Annotated in this window: 14 protein-coding genes, 1 tRNA gene and 1 riboswitch; of the genes, 3 read left to right on the top strand and 12 right to left on the bottom strand. The window is 55.4% G+C overall.

The annotated features are described in order from the left end of the window. Positions 1-24: 24 nt before the first annotated feature. Positions 25-2,508, bottom strand: coding sequence for an ATP-dependent helicase HrpB (hrpB, locus tag L1F29_RS12630; protein ID WP_258388658.1), 2,484 nt, complete (start codon positions 2,506-2,508; stop codon positions 25-27). 242 nt (positions 2,509-2,750) lie between these two features. On the opposite strand from hrpB, the gene L1F29_RS12625 reads away from it, so the two are divergent. Further along, positions 2,751-2,827 (top strand) — tRNA-Asp (locus L1F29_RS12625). Positions 2,828-3,200: 373 nt separating this feature from the next. Next, entirely contained in the window at positions 3,201-4,172 is a 972-nt protein-coding gene (gluQRS, locus tag L1F29_RS12620; protein ID WP_258388657.1) for a tRNA glutamyl-Q(34) synthetase GluQRS, read from the top strand. Between the two features lie 30 nt (positions 4,173-4,202). Here gluQRS and L1F29_RS12615 read toward each other — a convergent pair whose 3' ends face one another. The 10 genes from L1F29_RS12615 to L1F29_RS12570 all read right to left on the bottom strand — a co-directional run bounded on the left by L1F29_RS12615 (position 4,203) and on the right by L1F29_RS12570 (position 14,134). After that, on the bottom strand, positions 4,203-4,916 hold the full coding sequence (locus L1F29_RS12615; RefSeq protein ID WP_258388656.1) for an adenosylcobinamide amidohydrolase: 714 nt from the start codon (positions 4,914-4,916) through the stop codon (positions 4,203-4,205). Then, positions 4,913-6,517 carry a cobyric acid synthase gene (locus L1F29_RS12610; RefSeq protein WP_258388655.1) on the bottom strand — a complete coding sequence of 535 codons (1,605 nt, stop codon included), beginning with the start codon at positions 6,515-6,517 and terminating at the stop codon, positions 4,913-4,915. Before L1F29_RS12610 ends, L1F29_RS12615 begins: the two co-directional genes overlap by 4 nt. A 19-nt stretch (positions 6,518-6,536) precedes the next feature. Next, the gene (locus L1F29_RS12605) at positions 6,537-7,652 is read right to left on the bottom strand and encodes a pyridoxal phosphate-dependent aminotransferase (RefSeq protein WP_258388654.1); all 1,116 of its coding nucleotides are present in this window, start codon (positions 7,650-7,652) and stop codon (positions 6,537-6,539) included. A gap of 25 nt (positions 7,653-7,677) precedes the next feature. Beyond that, complete coding sequence (cobS, locus tag L1F29_RS12600; protein WP_258388653.1) at positions 7,678-8,484, bottom strand: adenosylcobinamide-GDP ribazoletransferase; 807 nt, start codon at positions 8,482-8,484, stop codon at positions 7,678-7,680. Further along, positions 8,466-9,446, bottom strand: a complete 981-nt coding sequence (gene cbiB, locus L1F29_RS12595) for an adenosylcobinamide-phosphate synthase CbiB (RefSeq protein ID WP_258388652.1) — start codon at positions 9,444-9,446, stop codon at positions 8,466-8,468. Before cbiB ends, cobS begins: the two co-directional genes overlap by 19 nt. Then, the gene (gene cobU, locus L1F29_RS12590) at positions 9,443-10,045 is read right to left on the bottom strand and encodes a bifunctional adenosylcobinamide kinase/adenosylcobinamide-phosphate guanylyltransferase (RefSeq protein ID WP_258388651.1); all 603 of its coding nucleotides are present in this window, start codon (positions 10,043-10,045) and stop codon (positions 9,443-9,445) included. Before cobU ends, cbiB begins: the two co-directional genes overlap by 4 nt. A 156-nt stretch (positions 10,046-10,201) precedes the next feature. Beyond that, the gene (gene cobT / locus L1F29_RS12585) at positions 10,202-11,257 is read right to left on the bottom strand and encodes a nicotinate-nucleotide--dimethylbenzimidazole phosphoribosyltransferase (protein ID WP_258388650.1); all 1,056 of its coding nucleotides are present in this window, start codon (positions 11,255-11,257) and stop codon (positions 10,202-10,204) included. Between the two features lie 7 nt (positions 11,258-11,264). Beyond that, positions 11,265-12,068 (bottom strand): ABC transporter ATP-binding protein, encoded by an 804-nt coding sequence (locus L1F29_RS12580; RefSeq protein WP_258388649.1) that lies wholly within the window; start codon positions 12,066-12,068, stop codon positions 11,265-11,267. After that, entirely contained in the window at positions 12,065-13,102 is a 1,038-nt protein-coding gene (locus L1F29_RS12575; protein ID WP_258388648.1) for a FecCD family ABC transporter permease, read from the bottom strand. The genes L1F29_RS12580 and L1F29_RS12575 overlap by 4 nt, the downstream gene beginning before the upstream one ends. Beyond that, entirely contained in the window at positions 13,103-14,134 is a 1,032-nt protein-coding gene (locus L1F29_RS12570; RefSeq protein WP_258388647.1) for an ABC transporter substrate-binding protein, read from the bottom strand. Positions 14,135-14,468: 334 nt separating this feature from the next. Then, positions 14,469-14,723, bottom strand: a riboswitch (cobalamin riboswitch). A 268-nt stretch (positions 14,724-14,991) separates the two neighbouring features. Here L1F29_RS12570 and L1F29_RS12565 point away from each other — a divergent pair. Then, positions 14,992-15,426 (top strand): FixH family protein, encoded by a 435-nt coding sequence (locus L1F29_RS12565; protein WP_258388646.1) that lies wholly within the window; start codon positions 14,992-14,994, stop codon positions 15,424-15,426. On the opposite strand, the gene L1F29_RS12560 is transcribed toward L1F29_RS12565, so the two are convergent. Then, positions 15,423-16,925: a PAS domain-containing sensor histidine kinase gene (locus L1F29_RS12560; protein ID WP_258388645.1), complete on the bottom strand. Its 1,503-nt coding sequence runs from the start codon at positions 16,923-16,925 to the stop codon at positions 15,423-15,425. The two genes, L1F29_RS12565 and L1F29_RS12560, sit on opposite strands and share 4 nt — an antisense overlap. Positions 16,926-17,009 lie beyond the last annotated feature (84 nt).

Raw genomic sequence — 17,009 nt, 5'->3', positions numbered from 1 at the left:
ATTCCGCCTCCTGTTTAATTCGGGTTATGAGCGCGGCTTGGCACGGTTTGTCGGCGCGGCCTCCAGCGGATTATCCGGCCAATAGTGCTTCGGATAACGGCCTTTCAGATCTTTTTTCACGTCGAAATAAGCCTGTTCCCAAAAGCTTGTCAAATCGCTTGTCACCTGCACCGGCCGATGCGCCGGGGAAAGCAGATGAATCGTGATCGGCAGCTTGCCGCCCGCAATCCGCGGCGACTGCCTCAAGCCGAACAGCTCCTGCAGCCGGACGGCAAGCGCGGGCGCTTCGGGATTGCTGTAATCGACCGGTATGCGGGATCCGCTTGGCACCGTTATATGAGTTGGCACTTCTTTCTCCAGCGTTTCCCGTTCCTGCCAGGTCAGCAGGCTCTCCAGTATGGAGAACAGATTCAATCTGCCCAGATCTGCACGGTTTCTCATGCCGCCGATATACGGGCCCAACCACTCCGGCAGCGTATCCATCAGGTGGCTGTCGGATACATCCGGCCACTCCGGATTATGATGACGCATCAGTTCAATGCGTGCTTGCAGCTGTCTCGATGACTTCGTCCACGGCAGAACCGGGGATCCATGCAGCTTGATTCCGTCCAACAATGCTTGCATGACAAGCTCCGGATCCGGATCTTGAAGCGGCCCTTCCTTCAGCACGATCGATCCGATACGCAGCCTGCGGCGGGCACGGACCGATTCGGAAGCACGGTCCCATTTCACTTCCAGTTCCGTATCCAATTGTGCGGATAGGTAGATCTCCAGTTCCTCCTGCGTGATAGGAGCAGCCAGCCGGATCCGGCTGTCCGTTCCGCTATCCTCAAGCTCGGCCGCTGCCAGATATGGCGATCCGGACAATGGCTGGAGCTCCTGTATGACCGCTCCCCTCCCGTTGCGAAGCAGAAACCGGCCATCGCCGCGCCGCTGCGCAATCCGGTCCGGGTAGGCCATCGCCAGAAGAATGCCGCAGCTATTCGCACTTCTCATGCTCTCGGATTCGCGAATGCCGGCTGCGCGCATCCACTGCCCAGCCTCGCTGGCGATACGGCGTACTGCCGATTCGTCTGCATCCTTGGACGAATAACCGCCATGCAGCGCCTCCAGGCGCAGCCGGATATCAACGCTGCGGCTTCCATGCAGCAGGTCGCGGTCGCTAAGCAATGCCGCAAGCTCGCATGCCTCGGCGCCAAGATCAAGCTCGGCAGCTTTGAGCACCATGTGCGACAAGCGCGGATGCATGCCCAGCTCGGCCATTGCTTTGCCATGGCCGGTCAGCTTGCCGGATTGCCGATTATCAAGCGCGCCAAGCTGCTTCAGCAGCTCTAACGCATGATTGTATGCGCCGGCCGGCGGAATATCCAGCCACTGCAGCTCCTGCGGATCGGCGATGCCCCATGCAGCAAGCTCAAGCGCCAGCGGCGCCAAGTCCGTGCTCATCAGCTCTGGGTCGCTCTGCGGCCGCAGTTGCCGATGCTCCTGCTCCGACCAGAGCCGGTAACAGACCCCTGGCGCTTCGCGGCCCGCGCGGCCCCGCCGCTGGTCGGCGGAAGCGAGCGATACGGGCACCGTCTCCAGACGCGCCATCCCGGTCCGCGGAGAAAAGCGCGGCACCCGGCTGAGGCCACTGTCGATAACGATGCGAACGCCTCTCACGGTAATGCTGGACTCTGCGATAGAAGTCGCTAATACGATTTTTCGTTCGCCAGGGGCTGACTCGGCCACCGCCCGGTCTTGGGCTTCGGGCGTAAGATTCCCGTATAACGGGGTTATGCGGATATCCGCACCCAAGGACATCGACGCCAGAATACCGTGCACCCGGCGGATTTCCCCTGCACCCGGCAAGAACACAAGCGCATCTCCTTCATGACGGTGCAGAGCTGCTGCTGCTGCCCGGGCCACAGCATCTTCGATCCGGCCTGCGGCCGGACCTGACGTATAATGCGTTTCGACTTGAAAAGCCCGACCCTCGCTCATTACGACAGGCGCTCCGCCCAGCAGCTCCGAGACAGGTCCGGTATCGATCGTCGCCGACATCACCAACAGCCGCAGATCCTCTCTGAGCAGCGATTGCGATTGCAAGCAAAGGGCCAGTCCCAGATCGGAATGCAGATGCCGTTCGTGAAATTCATCGAATATTACGATGCCAACCCCTTCAAGCGCCGGGTCGGACTGGAGCATTCTCGTCAATACGCCCTCGGTAATGACCTCGATCCGCGTTCTTGGTCCCACCTTGGTGTCCATACGCACCCTGTAGCCAACCGTATCGCCAACCTGCTCTCCAAGTTGAGCCGCCATAAATCTGGCCGCCGATCGCGCTGCGATCCGTCTTGGCTCCAGCATGACGATACGCTGCCCGTTCAGCCAGGACGCTTCCAGCATTGCCAGCGGCACCCGCGTCGTCTTTCCTGCGCCCGGTGCGGCTGCGAGCACCGTGTTCCGATGACCTGTCAAGCGGTCCAGCAATTCCGGGAGTATCGCATCTATCGGTAATTGTCCCATCTCTTCTTCCCCTTAATCTGTCGGCTGTTCCTTGCCGCAGCCTCTTCGCCGCGGACACACTCTTCATTATAGTAACGATAACGATCAAAAGATAGTTGAGTCAAGCGAACACCCCGATACGCCCGCAGCCAGCAGTATACATCCTTGCTGTTAGCGGGGGATCGCGTGCCTCTATGAATATAGAAATTAATAGTTGCAAACAGGAAGCTGTTTGTGATAAAGTTTGTTTGTCTTTCATTCGCGGAGCTGTGGTGTAGAGGCCTAACATGCCTGCCTGTCACGCAGGAGACCGCGGGTTCGAATCCCGTCAGCTCCGCCATTATCAACTTATACGAGCCGAATTTAAGGAGCAGGGGCGCAAGCGTCCCTGCTCTTTTTTTGTCGATTTATCCTCCCTGCTATGTATCCAAATAACGAAGCGTATGCTTACGATGCGAGTTTTGTCGCGATGATTGTTCGAGAGGTTAAGCTTCACAAAACGAAGCCTATGCTTACGATGCGAGTTTTGTCGCGATGATTGTTCGGGAGGTTAAGCTTCACAAAACGAAGCCTATGCTTCCGAAGCAAGTTTTGTTGCGATGATTGTTCGAGAGGTTAAGCTTCACAAAACGAAGCCTATGCTTCCGAAGCAAGTTTTGTTGCGATGATTGTCGAGAGGTTAAGCTTCACAAAACTTTTAGGAGTGGTTAGCCATGTCTCAACCTCCGGTACGAGGACGGTTTGCCCCGACACCTTCGGGGCTTATGCATATCGGCAATATGCGGACGGCTCTGCTGGCCTGGCTACAGGTGCGCAGTGCCGGAGGCCAGTTCGTCCTGCGCATGGAAGACATCGACAAGCCGCGCTGCCGGCCGGAGCTTGCGGAGCAGGCGCTTGCCGATCTCAGGTGGCTCGGGCTGGATTGGGATGAAGGTCCCGATATCGGCGGACCCTTCGCCTCTTATGTCCAGAGCGAACGCGAGTCCTTCTATCATGAGGCCTTGGAGAAGCTCAAGGAAGAGGGCAGACTCTATCCCTGCTTCTGCAGCAGAGCCGAGCTTCTAATGGTTGCCAGCGCCCCGCACGGCCTGAGCAGCGAAGGTCCGGTATATCCCGGCACATGCCGCATGCTGACCGAAGAGCAGCGCGAGGAGCGAAGAAAGGATAAGACGCCGTCGCTGCGAATCGCCGCACCAAGCCATGATATATGCTTCGACGACCTCGCTGCAGGTCCGCAGCGGTTTCCATCCAGCTCCGGAGGCGACTTTGTCGTCAGACGCGCGGATGGAATCATTAGCTACCAGCTAGCCGTATCGGTCGACGATGCCGCGATGGGCATAACCGATGTGCTGCGGGGATACGATCTCCTCGACTCCACGCCGCGGCAGCTGCTTCTCTACGAAACACTGGGACTGACTGCGCCAAGATTCGCCCACGTTCCGCTCCTGCTCGGGGAGGACGGCAAACGGCTTGCCAAGCGGCATGGCGGCATGGCAATAGCCGCTATGCGGGCAAACGGCATCCGCGCCGAGTATATCGTCGGCTGGATCGCAGCGCATAGCGGATTGTTAGATCGGCCGGAACCGGTACGCCCGGACGAGCTTGTGGAACTGTTCCGGCTTGACCGTATACCGAAGGAGCCCATAACCGTAACGGATGCAATGCTTCGCCAGCTTACGGGCTGATGCGGCTAATCAGCATATCGCTCGTATTCTTCATGGCTCATCGCGTGTAATGACGGATTCGTATACCGTTTCATAAACAAGCCGGCCAACGGCATTGCCGATTGTCGTAGCCGCTCCGGCATATAAGTGGGGGCTGTCATAGCGATCGGACTGGCTTGCGCCGATGAGGATGGCATCCGTCGTCGTTCCGGTAGCGTGTCCTCCGTGGAGCGGATCTTCAATGCCCAAATCTTGCAGAGCGGCCGCCTTTGCTTCAGCTGCCACGATAACGGCATTCACCATTGCGGAAGATGACATTCTGCCGTCGATCATAATAAAGGTATTGATCGTACCGGCCGCATAGGCCGAGAATGAAGGCCTGCCAATACCCGCTCTTGCGGCATTGCTGACCCCTGCGGTCGTCACGCACACGATGGCGAATTGATCCCCGGCTTCTTCCATGACCGATGCATGCGTGAGCTTCGCGGCCGTCATGAAACCGATCGTCGACTCATCCGGATAGCCCCACTCGCCAAACATGCCGCGAAAATCCGCCACAGGATCGCTGCAATCATAAGTCAGCGGCACCTTCCAATTCACGAACCGCTCCGCGGCGCCAAATCCGCCCCCGTATACCGCACTGCTCAGCGTCTGCAGAGGCGCCTTGCTGCTCGCTACGATCCGCTCTTCATGCCATTCGATCGTTAAGTCCGGCCATACATGAGAGAGATAAACCGTGGCTCCTTGACGGAATGGCTGGCTCATGACGGACTCCTTTCCGTTATCCCCATGGCATGTTTGATCCGATCGATATCAACATAGCAGCGAACATGATCGGCCAGACGCCGGAATGACTGCTCGCGCTGATCCCGCATGCGCACCGTTACGGGCAGCGGTTGCCATCCCCTGCCTTCGCGCAGCCGGTTGATCCACGACCGGCGAAGCTCATCGTTATGCATAACACCGTGCAGGAAAGTACCCCAAATATGACCGTCTGCAGAAGCAATTCCTTCCGGAACGGCACTTGCATCCCCTTTTGTCCGCAAGCGGAAAGGCCTTGTCCAAGGGATGGAACGGATGCGGTCTCCGTCAGCCATGTCAGGTTCGGTTAGATGCACGGTACCCATATGAATTTCATACCCTTCCACCGCGAACTTGCCGCTTAGCCCAGGCAGCTCAGCCGTTCCTTCTACACGGACCGTTCTTTTCTGCGCAGCGAATGCGACGTCGAACGGGAACCAGCCGAGCCCGTCGGTCTGATCCTGATCCGATTCGGCATGATGAGGGTCGAGGAGCTTTCGGCCGAGCATTTCGTACCCGCCGCAAATGCCGACGATATGGCCGCCGTCTTGCTTGAACCGTTCCAATCGATCAGCCAGCCCGCTCTCGCGCAAAAAGTGAAGGTCGTCTACGGCATTTTTACTCCCGGGAATGATCACTGCGTCCGGATTCGCCCATTGCTGAAGATTGGCAACATATCGAATGCTGACATCCTCTTCCCTGAAGAAAGGATCAATGTCCGTAAAGTTGGAAATATGCGGAAGCCGTATGACAGCAATGTCGATCTTATTGTCATCCGTGCCGCTCCTTGACTCATACTCCGTTCCGTGCTTGCTGTCGAGCGATAACGAATCTTCATCCTCCAGGCCAAGCTCCGGGAGATAAGGCACGACACCGAGCACCGGCTTTCCTGTTTTGGCCTCCAGCCATTCCAGTCCGGGTGTCAGCAGCGAAACATCGCCGCGGAATTTATTGACGATAAATCCGCATACACGGTCCCGCTCGTGGGGCTCCAGCAGCTCCAGCGTTCCGACGATGGAAGCAAACATGCCGCCCCGATCTATATCCGCAACCAACACGACCGGCGCATCCGCCCATGCGGCAGCCCGCATATTGACGATATCCCGGTCCTTCAGGTTAATTTCCGCCGGACTTCCCGCGCCTTCCAGAACGACGATATCGTATTCGGATCTCAGGCTGGCCAGCGATGTCGTGACAATATCGCCGGCCTCGGCCAGTATTTCCTCGCGATACACCTTCGCAGCATAATCGCCGAGCGGTTTTCCATGAATAACAACCTGTGAAATCATATCCTTCTTCGGCTTTAATAGAATCGGGTTCATATCCGTTGTGGCCAACACTCCGCATGCGTCCGCCTGCATTCCCTGCGCTCGCCCAATTTCCTTGCCGTCCCAGGTCACATAAGAGTTTAAGGACATGTTCTGCGATTTAAACGGCGCCACCCGGTACCCGTCCTCGGTCAAAATGCGGCATAAAGCCGCGGTAATAATGCTTTTGCCGACATCCGAAGCGGTGCCCTGCACCATAATCGTATGGGCAAGCTTCTGCTTCTTCTCGTTCAACATATGATCATGATCGCCCCTTTCATGGCCGGCTCGGGTCAGCCAGCACGTTCTTCATCACATCAAGCAGCCGCAGATGCTCTTCCCGGAAGCGGACGGCGATCCGGCAGAAGGTCTCATCAAGACCATCGAATCCAGAAGCATCGCGGATAAGAACGCCTCTGACGCCCATTTCATGCTGCAGCTCTTTGGAAGTAAGGTTGAATTCCGCAGGAATGGAGAAGAGAATATAGTTCACTTCGCCGGGATAGACCCGCAGCCCCAGCGCTGACAGCTGCGACTCAAGCCAAGGCCGCTCTTGCTTCAACCACGTCAGCGTATTCTCGGCATACTGCTTCTCATCCAATACGGCCGATCCGATTTGCTGCGAGAGCGAATTGACGCTCCAGGGCACCTGCAGCCTGCCCAGTTCAGCGATCGTTTGCGGTGATCCCGCCGCATAGCCTAGGCGTATACCCGGAATTGCATAAAATTTGGTCATCGAGCGAATGACAGTCAACCGCTCATTCACTTCAGCCTCTCTCAGTAGACTGTAATTCGCCGCATCCGGCACGAAATCCATGAAAGCCTCGTCGACGATGACCCTTTCCCCTTCGAGCAGCAGCTCCCGAATGATTGCAGGCTCCACGAGCTGCCCGGTCGGATTATTCGGCGACCCCAGAAACCATAACGCTTGGCCGGGTTGAATACCCCTTCGCCTGAAATCAAGAAGAGCTCGCCTTATCGTATCGGCTGTCAGACGAAAGTCATTCTCCGGATAAAGAGGCAGAACGTGGATCGGGCTGCCGCATTTGCGTGCAGCATCCGCATATTCCACAAAGCTGGGGCCTGTCACCGCCGTAACCTCCGGTCGATATACCCTGACGGCCAAATCGATCAATTCAGCCGCCCCATTGCCGACAAGAACGCATGAGGGGTCTAGGTCATGATGAATGCCCAGCTTGCGCCGAAGCTCCCGAACGGAAGGGTCGGGGTAACGGTCGATGGAATCCGTATACGTACGAAGGACCTCCGCCACACAGGCAGGCGGGCCGTATGGATTCATATTGGCGCTGAAATCATGAAACTGATCTGCAGGAAGGCCGAATAGCTCCTGTGCCGTGCGCAAATCTCCGCCATGTCCATATCTTTCCAGCATGTTGTACACTCCTCTCTGCTGCCATTCAAATCCACATCATCGCTGCGAATAGCAGCATGCACTCAAGCACCTCATTCATAGCGCCATACGTATCGCCGGTCAAACCGCCGAGCTTTCTGCTTAACCATATCGCCATAATCAATCCGGTTACGAGCGTAATAGCCGCGCCGCCGCCAAGAAGAAGGCCCGTTACCGTCCAGCTGTAGCCATACAGCTTGAATAACGCGACCAGAATGATGGCATGCAGCATCGTCCCGGATGCCAGATGCTTCGTCGTCACACCTGCGAACAGCGCGCCGAGCCCTTCATTCTTGCGGGCTTGCGGCCATATGGCAATCGCGGCGATCATCCAAGTCCGGCTCCATACACAGGCAGCCGTTAATAACGGTACGGCACCGTGATGGAACCCGTCAGTCAGCAGCAATTCGGAAAGAACGGCGAATTTGAACAAAAGAAGTCCTGCTGCGGCTATAACCCCCATGGCGCCTACCCGGCTATCCTTCATAATCTCCAGCATACGCTCCCGCGACCGATGGCTGAGGACGCCATCAGCCGTGTCCATGAGTCCGTCCAGATGAAGCGCTCCGCTTAAGGCCACCCACAGCAGCAGAATAATGACCGCGGCGGGCATGGCCGGTACATACGATTCGAGAAGCCATCCCGACGAAGCCGTGATTCCGCCAATGACCAGCCCGACGACAGGATAACAGACCGTGCTTCTCGCCAGAACTTGGGGTGTGAACGGGATGTTGACCGGAACCGGGATTCGGGTAAGGAGTTGAAAAGCAGATCCGACCGCTTGCAGCAAGCCGGTTAGCGCACGAATAGCCATCCGATAAGCACCCCCATAAATACGATTGCACTCGTGACATACAGCAGCTGAACGGTCTTCAAAATGTCCCGCCGTTCTAGCGGCCGCAGCGGCCAGCCCAGACGGGCCCGCTCGCTGACGGTACCGAAATAGACGTTGCGGCCGCCCAGTTCGATCCCGATCGCCCCGGCCGCAGCCGATTCAGGTATGCCGCTGTTCGGGCTCGGATGCCGATGGGCGAACTCGCGAATCGATCTGAACGCTCTCAACGGAGATAAACCTGGTATACACCACGCCGCCGCTGTAAGGAGCAGCCCGCATAGCCTGGCAGGAATGAAATTCAACACATCGTCGAACCGTGCGGAAGCCCAGCCAAAGTGAATATAGTTTTCGTTTTTATACCCGACCATGGAATCCAGCGTGTTCGCCGATCGGTACAGCATCGCGAGCGGCGCCGCTCCAAGAAGCGCATAGAAGATCGGCGAGACAAAGGCATCGACCGTATTCTCCGCGACCGTTTCGATCGCCGACCGGGCCGTATCCCGTTCGTCCATGACGGAGGTGTCGCGGCTAACGATGTATCCGGCATACTTCCTTGCCTCTTCCAAATTTCCTGCCGCAAGGGGGCGATACACGAGCATCGCGGCATCCTTTAGGCCCTTCACGGCAATTGTCGTCGATATGAACCAAGCGGACAGCGCATAACCCAGCCATGTGTGGATCATACTCCCGAGCATGATTACGGCCCATAGAATACACAAAGAGACGGTCGTCGTAACAGCCGTCAGCACAACACCGCGTCTCTTTAATTGCCTGGCTGCCAAGCTCTCGCCACCCGGCCTTAGCCGTGCTTCCAACAACCGTATGAAACGGCCGATATAGATAACCGGATGCGTCGGCCATTTCGGATCGCCCACGATCCAATCGATGATGATTGCGGCTGCGACGATAAGCAGTATTTCCTGTAACGAGTAGAAGATCATTCGTTATCCAGCCGGAAGGAATGTGCCTTCAGATCCAGCGGGAAGCCAGCCACGACCAAATAGGCTTCATCGCAAACGGCAGCCAGCTTGCGGTTCATTCTGCCCGCCGCATCGCGGAAACGGCGGCCAAGCGCATAGGCGGGCACGATGCCGCTTCCTACCTCGTTCGTAACAAGGAGCAGCGGACCGCGATATGCCGCTACAACAGCCAGCAGCTCGTCGATGACCTCGTCGAGAGAACGATCATCCTGCGGCCGATGCAGGATGCCATCTTCCTCCCAAGGCTCGAGACGCAGCATCCAATTGGTCAACCAGAGCGTCAGACAATCCACGAGTACGGCAGACTGAGCGGCTGCATCTCCTTCCTGCGCGCCAAGTTCTCGCAATCTGCCGGCAAGATCATAAGGCTCTTCAATCGTCCGCCATGGGAATGCGGCGGATTGGCGGGCTTGCCGGTGCCTGTCGATCCGCTCTGCCATCTCGTCATCTCTGATTTCAGAAGTGGCGAGATATACACCGCTGTCGGACAGCTGCTTCGCGTACCGTTCGGCAAAGTCGCTCTTGCCGCTGCGGGCCCCGCCCGTAATAAAAACCGCCATTCATGATCCTCCTCAACGATTAGTGAATGCTTTGCTGCCGATAATGCGTTTTGAGCCAAGCATATTCTGTCGCATTGTCTCTTTCAATCGCAGCTGAAGCTGCTTAACGGCAGGTATCATCCGGTTTGTCCTGCTACCCCAACCATTTGCTTCATCCTACGCCTGCGAGACGCCTGCACTTTCAAATGTCGCCATCTCCTGCATGATAAGCAGCGCGGCGTCAACGAAGTGAAAGCAAAGTACAGCGCCCGTACCCTCGCCAAGACGCATGTCCATATGAATAATCGGCGATAGTCCGACTGCTTGCAGCAGCTGTCTATGACCCTGTTCATGCGACAAATGCGAGCCAAGCATATATGGCACCGATTGAGGGGCGATCTTCGAAGCGATAAGAGCGGCGGCAGTCGAAATAAATCCGTCCACGATAACCGGACAGGAAAGCGATGCCGCACCGATCAGAACGCCTGCGAGACCGGCTATCTCCAGTCCGCCTACTTTGGCGAGCGTATCGATGGCATCGGCTGCATCGGGCCGGTTCACGGCGAGCGCCCGCTCCACAACTTGGATTTTATGCTGACGGCGTCCTTCGTCGATACCGGTACCGAGTCCGACGGCCTCCTCGATCGGCATGTCGGCCAATACGGTACACAGAGCTGCGCTTGCGGTCGTGTTTCCAATGCCCATCTCTCCGGTAGCAAACATGCGGTAGCCCTCGCTGTAGAGCTGCTCCACCGTCTCAATCCCCGCCGTAATGGCAGCTACCGCTTCCTCCCGCTTCATCGCAGGCTCGCGCGTCATGTTTGCGGTACCGAACCTTACTTTACGGCTTATCAGCTTCGGATGCGCCAGTTCGGCATTTACGCCGACATCTACGCAGAATACGCCTGCATTCGCCTGCCTGGCAAGCACGTTGACGGCAGCGCCTCCCGCCAGAAAATTATGAACCATCTGCGGCGTAACCTCGGATGGGAAGGCGCTTACCCCCTCCTCGCATACGCCATGGTCGCCTGCCATGACGATAACCGCGCGGGCTGACAGATCCGGTACCAGCTCTCCGGTAATCCCCGCAGTCTGGCGAGCGATGGCCTCCAGCTTCCCCAAGCTGCCCGGCGGCTTGGTCAGACTGTTCAAATGGCGTTCCGCGGCATCCATGGCCTCACGGTCAGGCATACGAATGCTCTCTATTGTTGTCATCAGCTTCCGATCGTTCATTATTACATCATCCTCTCGTTTGTACGATGCTGCTGTCTGCCGACGGCTGCAGAAGCAGCTGCGGCACACCTGTGACCGGATGGGGGACAACGACTGCTTTCGTCCCGTATACGCGGTCAATCAAGCCGGTCTCGATAATTTCCGATGGGGCTCCGAATGCGACTAAGCGCCCTTCATGCAGAACAAGCAGCTTGTCGCAATAATGTGCGGCCAAATTCAAATCATGCAGAACCGCGACAACCGTAATCCGCTCATCCTGCTGCCAGCGCTTGACTGTATCGAGCAAGCCAACCTGATACCCGATATCCAGATAGGTTGTCGGCTCGTCGAGCAGAAGCAATCTCGGCTCCTGTACCATAACCTTGGCCAGCGCGACGCGCTGCCTCTCGCCGCCGCTGAGGCGGTCGATCTTACGCTCCGCCAGATGGGTAAGCCCCATCAGCGCAAGCGCCCGGTTAATCAGCGGCTCTGGGTCCCGCTTCTCTTCGCCCAGCCAGTTCTGAAACGGGTATCGCCCGAATGCCAGCACCTCGCGTACCGTAAAGTTCGCCGGGTCCAGACCGCCCTGCTGCAGAACCGCGACCCACTTCGCCAGCTCCTTGCGGCCATATGCCGATGCTGCTTTTCCTTCCAGGAGCAGCTCGCCGTACGTTGGGGAATCCACGCCGGACATGAGACGAAGAAGCGTCGATTTGCCGGCGCCGTTCGGCCCGATGATTCCATACATCCCGCCCTGTTCCATCGTGAAGGTCAACGAATCCAGGATGACACTGCCGTCAATCGTTCTTGCCGCATTGCGAGCTTCTATCATATCGACCCTCCTTGCTTCATCTTCCTCCGGTATAAGAGATAAGCGAAGAACGGCGCTCCGATTAAGGCAGTTACGACGCCTAACGGTATTTCCTTCGGACTCAAAGCCGTTCTAGCCAATGTATCCGCCCAGACCAGGTATATACTCCCGCCTATAGCCGAGAGAGGAATGATCAAGCGGTAATCAGGCCCCACAAGCAGCCGGACAAGATGGGGGACGACGAGTCCGACGAATCCGACAACGCCGGTCATGGATACGGCAACTGCCGTTAGAAGAGTCGAGGTTAGAAGGACAATCAGCTTCGTACGCTCCACATGAATGCCCAGATGCGACGCATGACGTTCGCCGAAAATAAACAGGTTAAGCGGTTGAGCGTAACGGATCAAAATCGGTATTCCGACGAAGAGAAACGGAAGTACAACCTTTACATGCTCCCAGCCCCGGCCGCTTATGCTCCCCATCAGCCAGAACATAATTTCATTCACGACGCCGGATGACAAGGAGACCATGAAGGAAACGAAGGCGCCGAGAAAAGCCTGCACGATGACGCCCGACAGAATGAGCGTCTCCACATTCATCTCCCCTCGCGCGCGGGCAAGCGTAAACACAATGACGAGGGTAACCATTCCGGTAGCGAATGCGACGATCGGAATGCTCCATATACCCAAGATGGTTTGATAACCGAACAGAATGAGAAAAGCCGCGCCAACGGAGCATCCCGACGCAACGCCAAGCGTGAACGGATCGGCAAGCGGATTGCGCAGCACCCCTTGAAATCCGGCACCCGCCAGAGACAAGCAGGCGCCGACGAGTACCGCCAGCAGAATGCGGGACAGCCTCACCTGTGTAACGATCGCTACGGAGCTTTCATCCCATTTCGCATCTCCATTACCGGCCCACGGCAGCTGATCCAGAAGAATCCCCCACACCTCTCCGAGCGGCAAAGCGGCGGAACCGATGGACAAACTAATGACGATAGATGCGGCAAGGAGGAGCATGGCTGCTCCTCCGTAGACGTATAGTTTGAGACGCATCTATTTGAATAGATCCGGATGAATTTTCTTCGCTACATCCTGCAGACCATCTGCAAGGCGAGGTCCTACACGTACAAGCGGATCTGAATCCACTTCGTGAACCTGCTTGTTCTTAAGGGCATTAATCGAATCCCAGCCCGGCCGCTTCTGAATGAGATCCAGAATCGGATTCACTTCGCCTTCCTTCACGGGCATAGAAGCATAGATGATGACTTCAGGATTGGACTTAATCACCTGCTCCGGATCGATCTCGTACCAGCCCTTCTGATCCGCAATATTGATCCCGCCTGCGGTGGCAATCAGCTCATCCAGAAACTCTCCTGCTCCGACCGTCCAGCCCGGCGAGAATTCCAAATACACATTCGGCTTCGCCGCGTCTTTCACGGTATCCTGCACCTGCTGTCTAACATCCTGCATATGCTTCGTCACTTCTTCTGCTTCCGCCTTCTGATCCATAATGATGCCGACTTGATTAATCTTCTCGATAACAGCGTCATATGTCTTCGGATCGGATGCGTAGACATTCAGCTTCAATTCTCTCAGCTTGTCGATGGTGGCTTGGTTCATCCCTGAAGATGCCAGCACAAGATCCGGCTTCAAGCCTACGATGGCCTCGATGTTCGCTTCCATGCCGCCGATCTTCGTCTTCTCCGCCGCTTCCGCCGGATAGTTGGAATAATCGTCCACGCCTACCACTTGATCGCCTGCGCCGATGGCATACATAATTTCAGTCTCGCTCGGAACCAGCGTTACGACCTTCTGCGGAGCGGCATTAAAGGTTATCTCTACATTGGTCGCATCCTTCACGGTCAAAGGATATACAGTTGCGGCGGACGAACTGCCCGCATTGCCGCTTGTTGCGGGATCATCTGCTTTGTTCGTATTTGCCGGTGTATTAACCGCGTTTCCGCTGCCTGCAGTATCGTTCGTCTCCCCCGCTTTGCTGCCGCAGGCTGCCGTCAAGAGCAGCATCGCAGTCAGCAGGACCATCATCCCCATTTTGAACCACGTAAATCTTTGTCTCTGTTTCATTGGTCAAGCACTCCTTAAAAGTTTTGTGGAACTATACTTCGTTGAAATTACTTCATAACAAAACTTGCTTCGGAAGCATAGGTTTCGTTTTGTGGAACTATACTTCATTGAAATTACTTCGCAGCAAAACTAGCCCCGAGAGCAAAAATCATAAACGAAGCCGTGCTGCCAGCTATCCAATATGGACAACAAAAAAAGCATCTCCTGGCATAACGTGCCGGAAATGCTCTACGTTCCGAAGAACTGCGGCTGTATGGACTTACGCCTCGCGGGCGGTATTCGTCCCCAAAATCGTATCACAGCCATTCCAACACCTCCTATACCACGTAGGTAGCGCGTTCTAACGTCACAGGCAGGTCTCCTGACTATAGAGCATGCGCAGCCAACGTCTTCCCGAATGATAGCCATTCAGTGACTTAAGCTGGTGCGTTGTCAACGGGATGGCTGGCATGAAAGCTGCCTCCCCTTGACGCTCCTCACAGTGGCGGGTCCGTGCCGGTTTTTCACCGGTCTTCCCTTTTAAGCCGAAAACTCCGTTCTCCCAAAACGACAAACAAACGAAGCCGGCACCTGAAACGAGTATGCAATTGTGCATCTGTTACTATATCATCCCCCTGCTCGGGTTGTCTACCAATAAGAAGCAGCAGACAACGTCATAGGCAGCCGACCGGGTATCTTCCTTCAGGATATAGAAGCAGCGTATCGCGAAAATTATCTTTTCGATATTTAAACAAAACGCCATGCAAAGGGTCTTGAAAAGCGATTGTTTGCATACTTCATAGGTAAGGTAACGCCCTTCTCATTAAGGAGGGCTGCTTCTGATTCCGAATCGGAATTTTGCAAAAGGAGCGACGTTAATGAATGCGTTGAACAAGAAAATCGGATTATGGATCGCAGCCCTTATAGCCGTCATCGCAATTGCAGCGGCTATTCGGACACAAGCCGGATGGGCGGCAGAAGCTCCGCCCGCGACCATCCTGCAGACTGTTGACGGCTTGAAGGCTGAGATGACGCTAGGAACCTATCCGGTCAAGCGGCTTCAGAGCAACGATTTTACTGTCAAGCTATCGAAACCGGACGGAATGCCTGCAAGCAGCTATAAACTCCATGTTCGCTTATCCATGTCGAATATGGTATGCGGAGTTGTTAGCTTCGAGCTGAAGGAGATTGCACCCGGTGTATATAACGGAGATGCGGTGCCGCTAATGGCTGGGATATGGGATGCCGCCGTTGAAGCCGATAATGGCGAAAGAACCGTTATGTTTAACCGCAAACTAAAGGCCGGCGCTTAAATCGACTTTTCTGTGACAGGAAGCACGACGGTTACGGTTGTACCGGATTCCAGCTCGCTTGCGAACGATATCGTACCATGATGGGCCTCGACAATCCGGTTGCAGATCATCAGGCCAAGACCGGTACCGCTGCTCTTCGTCGTATAGAAGGGACCGCCCAGCTTCTCAAGCTGCTCCTTGGGAATGCCAACCCCGTGATCCTTTATAGTAATGGCTACCGTCTGGTTACGGTGAGGCTGAAGGTCGATTTCAACGTCTCCGCCCCCGGGCATGGCATCGATGGCATTCTTCAATAAATTAATGAAGACCTGCTTGATTTGATTCCCTTCGCATCGCGTTATCGTTAAATCGCTTCCAATGTTTAGTTTGATCTGGACATTGTTCATAATGGCCTGCGTCTCCAGCAGCCTCATGACACTGCGGATGATTTGGACCAGATCGTGATCTTCGTAAAATTCATGGGCCTGAGGCTTGGCTAGAGCCATAAACTCTTGAACGATCCCGTTGATCCGGTCAAGCTCGGTCAGCATAATGTCCAAATAGTCGTGATGTTTATCGAATTTGGTTTTCAACAGCTGTGAAAACCCTTTCAGGGAAGCCAGCGGATTCCGGATTTCGTGCGCGATCCCCGCCGCCATCTGACCGGCTACGGACAGCTTCTCGGAATTAATGAGCGCTTCCTCGGCCCGTTTGCGGTCGCGAATATCCCGGAATACGGTTTGGACGACGATTTTTCTGCCCAGAAAGTTATGTATGCGAATGCTCGATGCCTCGACCTCGATGGTTTGACCGTCCAAACCGAGAAGCAGCGTTTCGACGAAATCCAGCGGCTCGTCGGAGAGAACCACCTTATCCATACGTTCTCTCATAGAATCATGATAATCCGGGTGCGTAATCTGAGTGATCTTCAGTCTCAGAACCTGCTCCTGGTTATCGGCGCCGAGCAGCCTTAGTCCGGCGTTGTTCGTATAGATAATCGCCCCTTTGTCGTGAACGATAATCGGCTCGGGCAAATATTTGATCAGCCTCTGATAACGGAGATCCTGTTCCTGCATCAGGTCTCTGGCCGTTTTCTGGCTGGTCATATCGAGCAAAGTCCCCATTAAGGCAGGCTTACCCCCATATGTAATAAGCGACGCATGTGTCTCATAATTGAAGCAGCTGCCATCCTTCCTGAGCCCTCTCATCCAATAATTCGCCGTCTTCTCTTCGCCTCTGAGCCTGCTGTTCGTTTCCTCGATCATCCGCTGCCGGTCTTCCGGATGGACGAATGCCATAGGCTCCATCCTCAACATTTCCGATTGGGTATAACCGAACATTTCGGTAAGGCGGGGATTTACATAGATAATCCGGTTTTCTTGAACCAAATAGACGCCGGTTAAGTAATTCTCCAGAAGTCCTTTGATATTCTCGGTGAGTAGACAGTGCGGATTAAACAGCATGGTGCTTTTTAAATTTTCGACACGTTTATTGTTCAAATAGGTGACTCGACTTCTCATGGCTCATCCTCCGCTATTATGAAAGGAACGATTCACCTGAGAATTCGCTATGATCTGGCAAAATCCTTCCTGTCCTGAAGCACC

It is taken from the genome of Paenibacillus spongiae, assembly GCF_024734895.1.
Lineage (GTDB): Bacteria > Bacillota > Bacilli > Paenibacillales > Paenibacillaceae > Paenibacillus_Z > Paenibacillus_Z spongiae.
The sequence above is the reverse complement of the archived record's forward strand: the minus strand, read 5'-3'. Positions and strand labels throughout refer to the sequence as shown.

Coding starts and splice junctions, on each gene's coding strand:
- hrpB (WP_258388658.1), bottom strand. CDS start 2,508: ATGGGACAATTACCGATAGATGCGATACTCCCGGAATTGCTGGACCGC.
- gluQRS (WP_258388657.1), top strand. CDS start 3,201: ATGTCTCAACCTCCGGTACGAGGACGGTTTGCCCCGACACCTTCGGGG.
- L1F29_RS12615 (WP_258388656.1), bottom strand. CDS start 4,916: ATGAGCCAGCCATTCCGTCAAGGAGCCACGGTTTATCTCTCTCATGTA.
- L1F29_RS12610 (WP_258388655.1), bottom strand. CDS start 6,517: ATGTTGAACGAGAAGAAGCAGAAGCTTGCCCATACGATTATGGTGCAG.
- L1F29_RS12605 (WP_258388654.1), bottom strand. CDS start 7,652: ATGCTGGAAAGATATGGACATGGCGGAGATTTGCGCACGGCACAGGAG.
- cobS (WP_258388653.1), bottom strand. CDS start 8,484: ATGGCTATTCGTGCGCTAACCGGCTTGCTGCAAGCGGTCGGATCTGCT.
- cbiB (WP_258388652.1), bottom strand. CDS start 9,446: ATGATCTTCTACTCGTTACAGGAAATACTGCTTATCGTCGCAGCCGCA.
- cobU (WP_258388651.1), bottom strand. CDS start 10,045: ATGGCGGTTTTTATTACGGGCGGGGCCCGCAGCGGCAAGAGCGACTTT.
- cobT (WP_258388650.1), bottom strand. CDS start 11,257: ATGAACGATCGGAAGCTGATGACAACAATAGAGAGCATTCGTATGCCT.
- L1F29_RS12580 (WP_258388649.1), bottom strand. CDS start 12,068: ATGATAGAAGCTCGCAATGCGGCAAGAACGATTGACGGCAGTGTCATC.
- L1F29_RS12575 (WP_258388648.1), bottom strand. CDS start 13,102: ATGCGTCTCAAACTATACGTCTACGGAGGAGCAGCCATGCTCCTCCTT.
- L1F29_RS12570 (WP_258388647.1), bottom strand. CDS start 14,134: ATGAAACAGAGACAAAGATTTACGTGGTTCAAAATGGGGATGATGGTC.
- L1F29_RS12565 (WP_258388646.1), top strand. CDS start 14,992: ATGAATGCGTTGAACAAGAAAATCGGATTATGGATCGCAGCCCTTATA.
- L1F29_RS12560 (WP_258388645.1), bottom strand. CDS start 16,925: ATGAGAAGTCGAGTCACCTATTTGAACAATAAACGTGTCGAAAATTTA.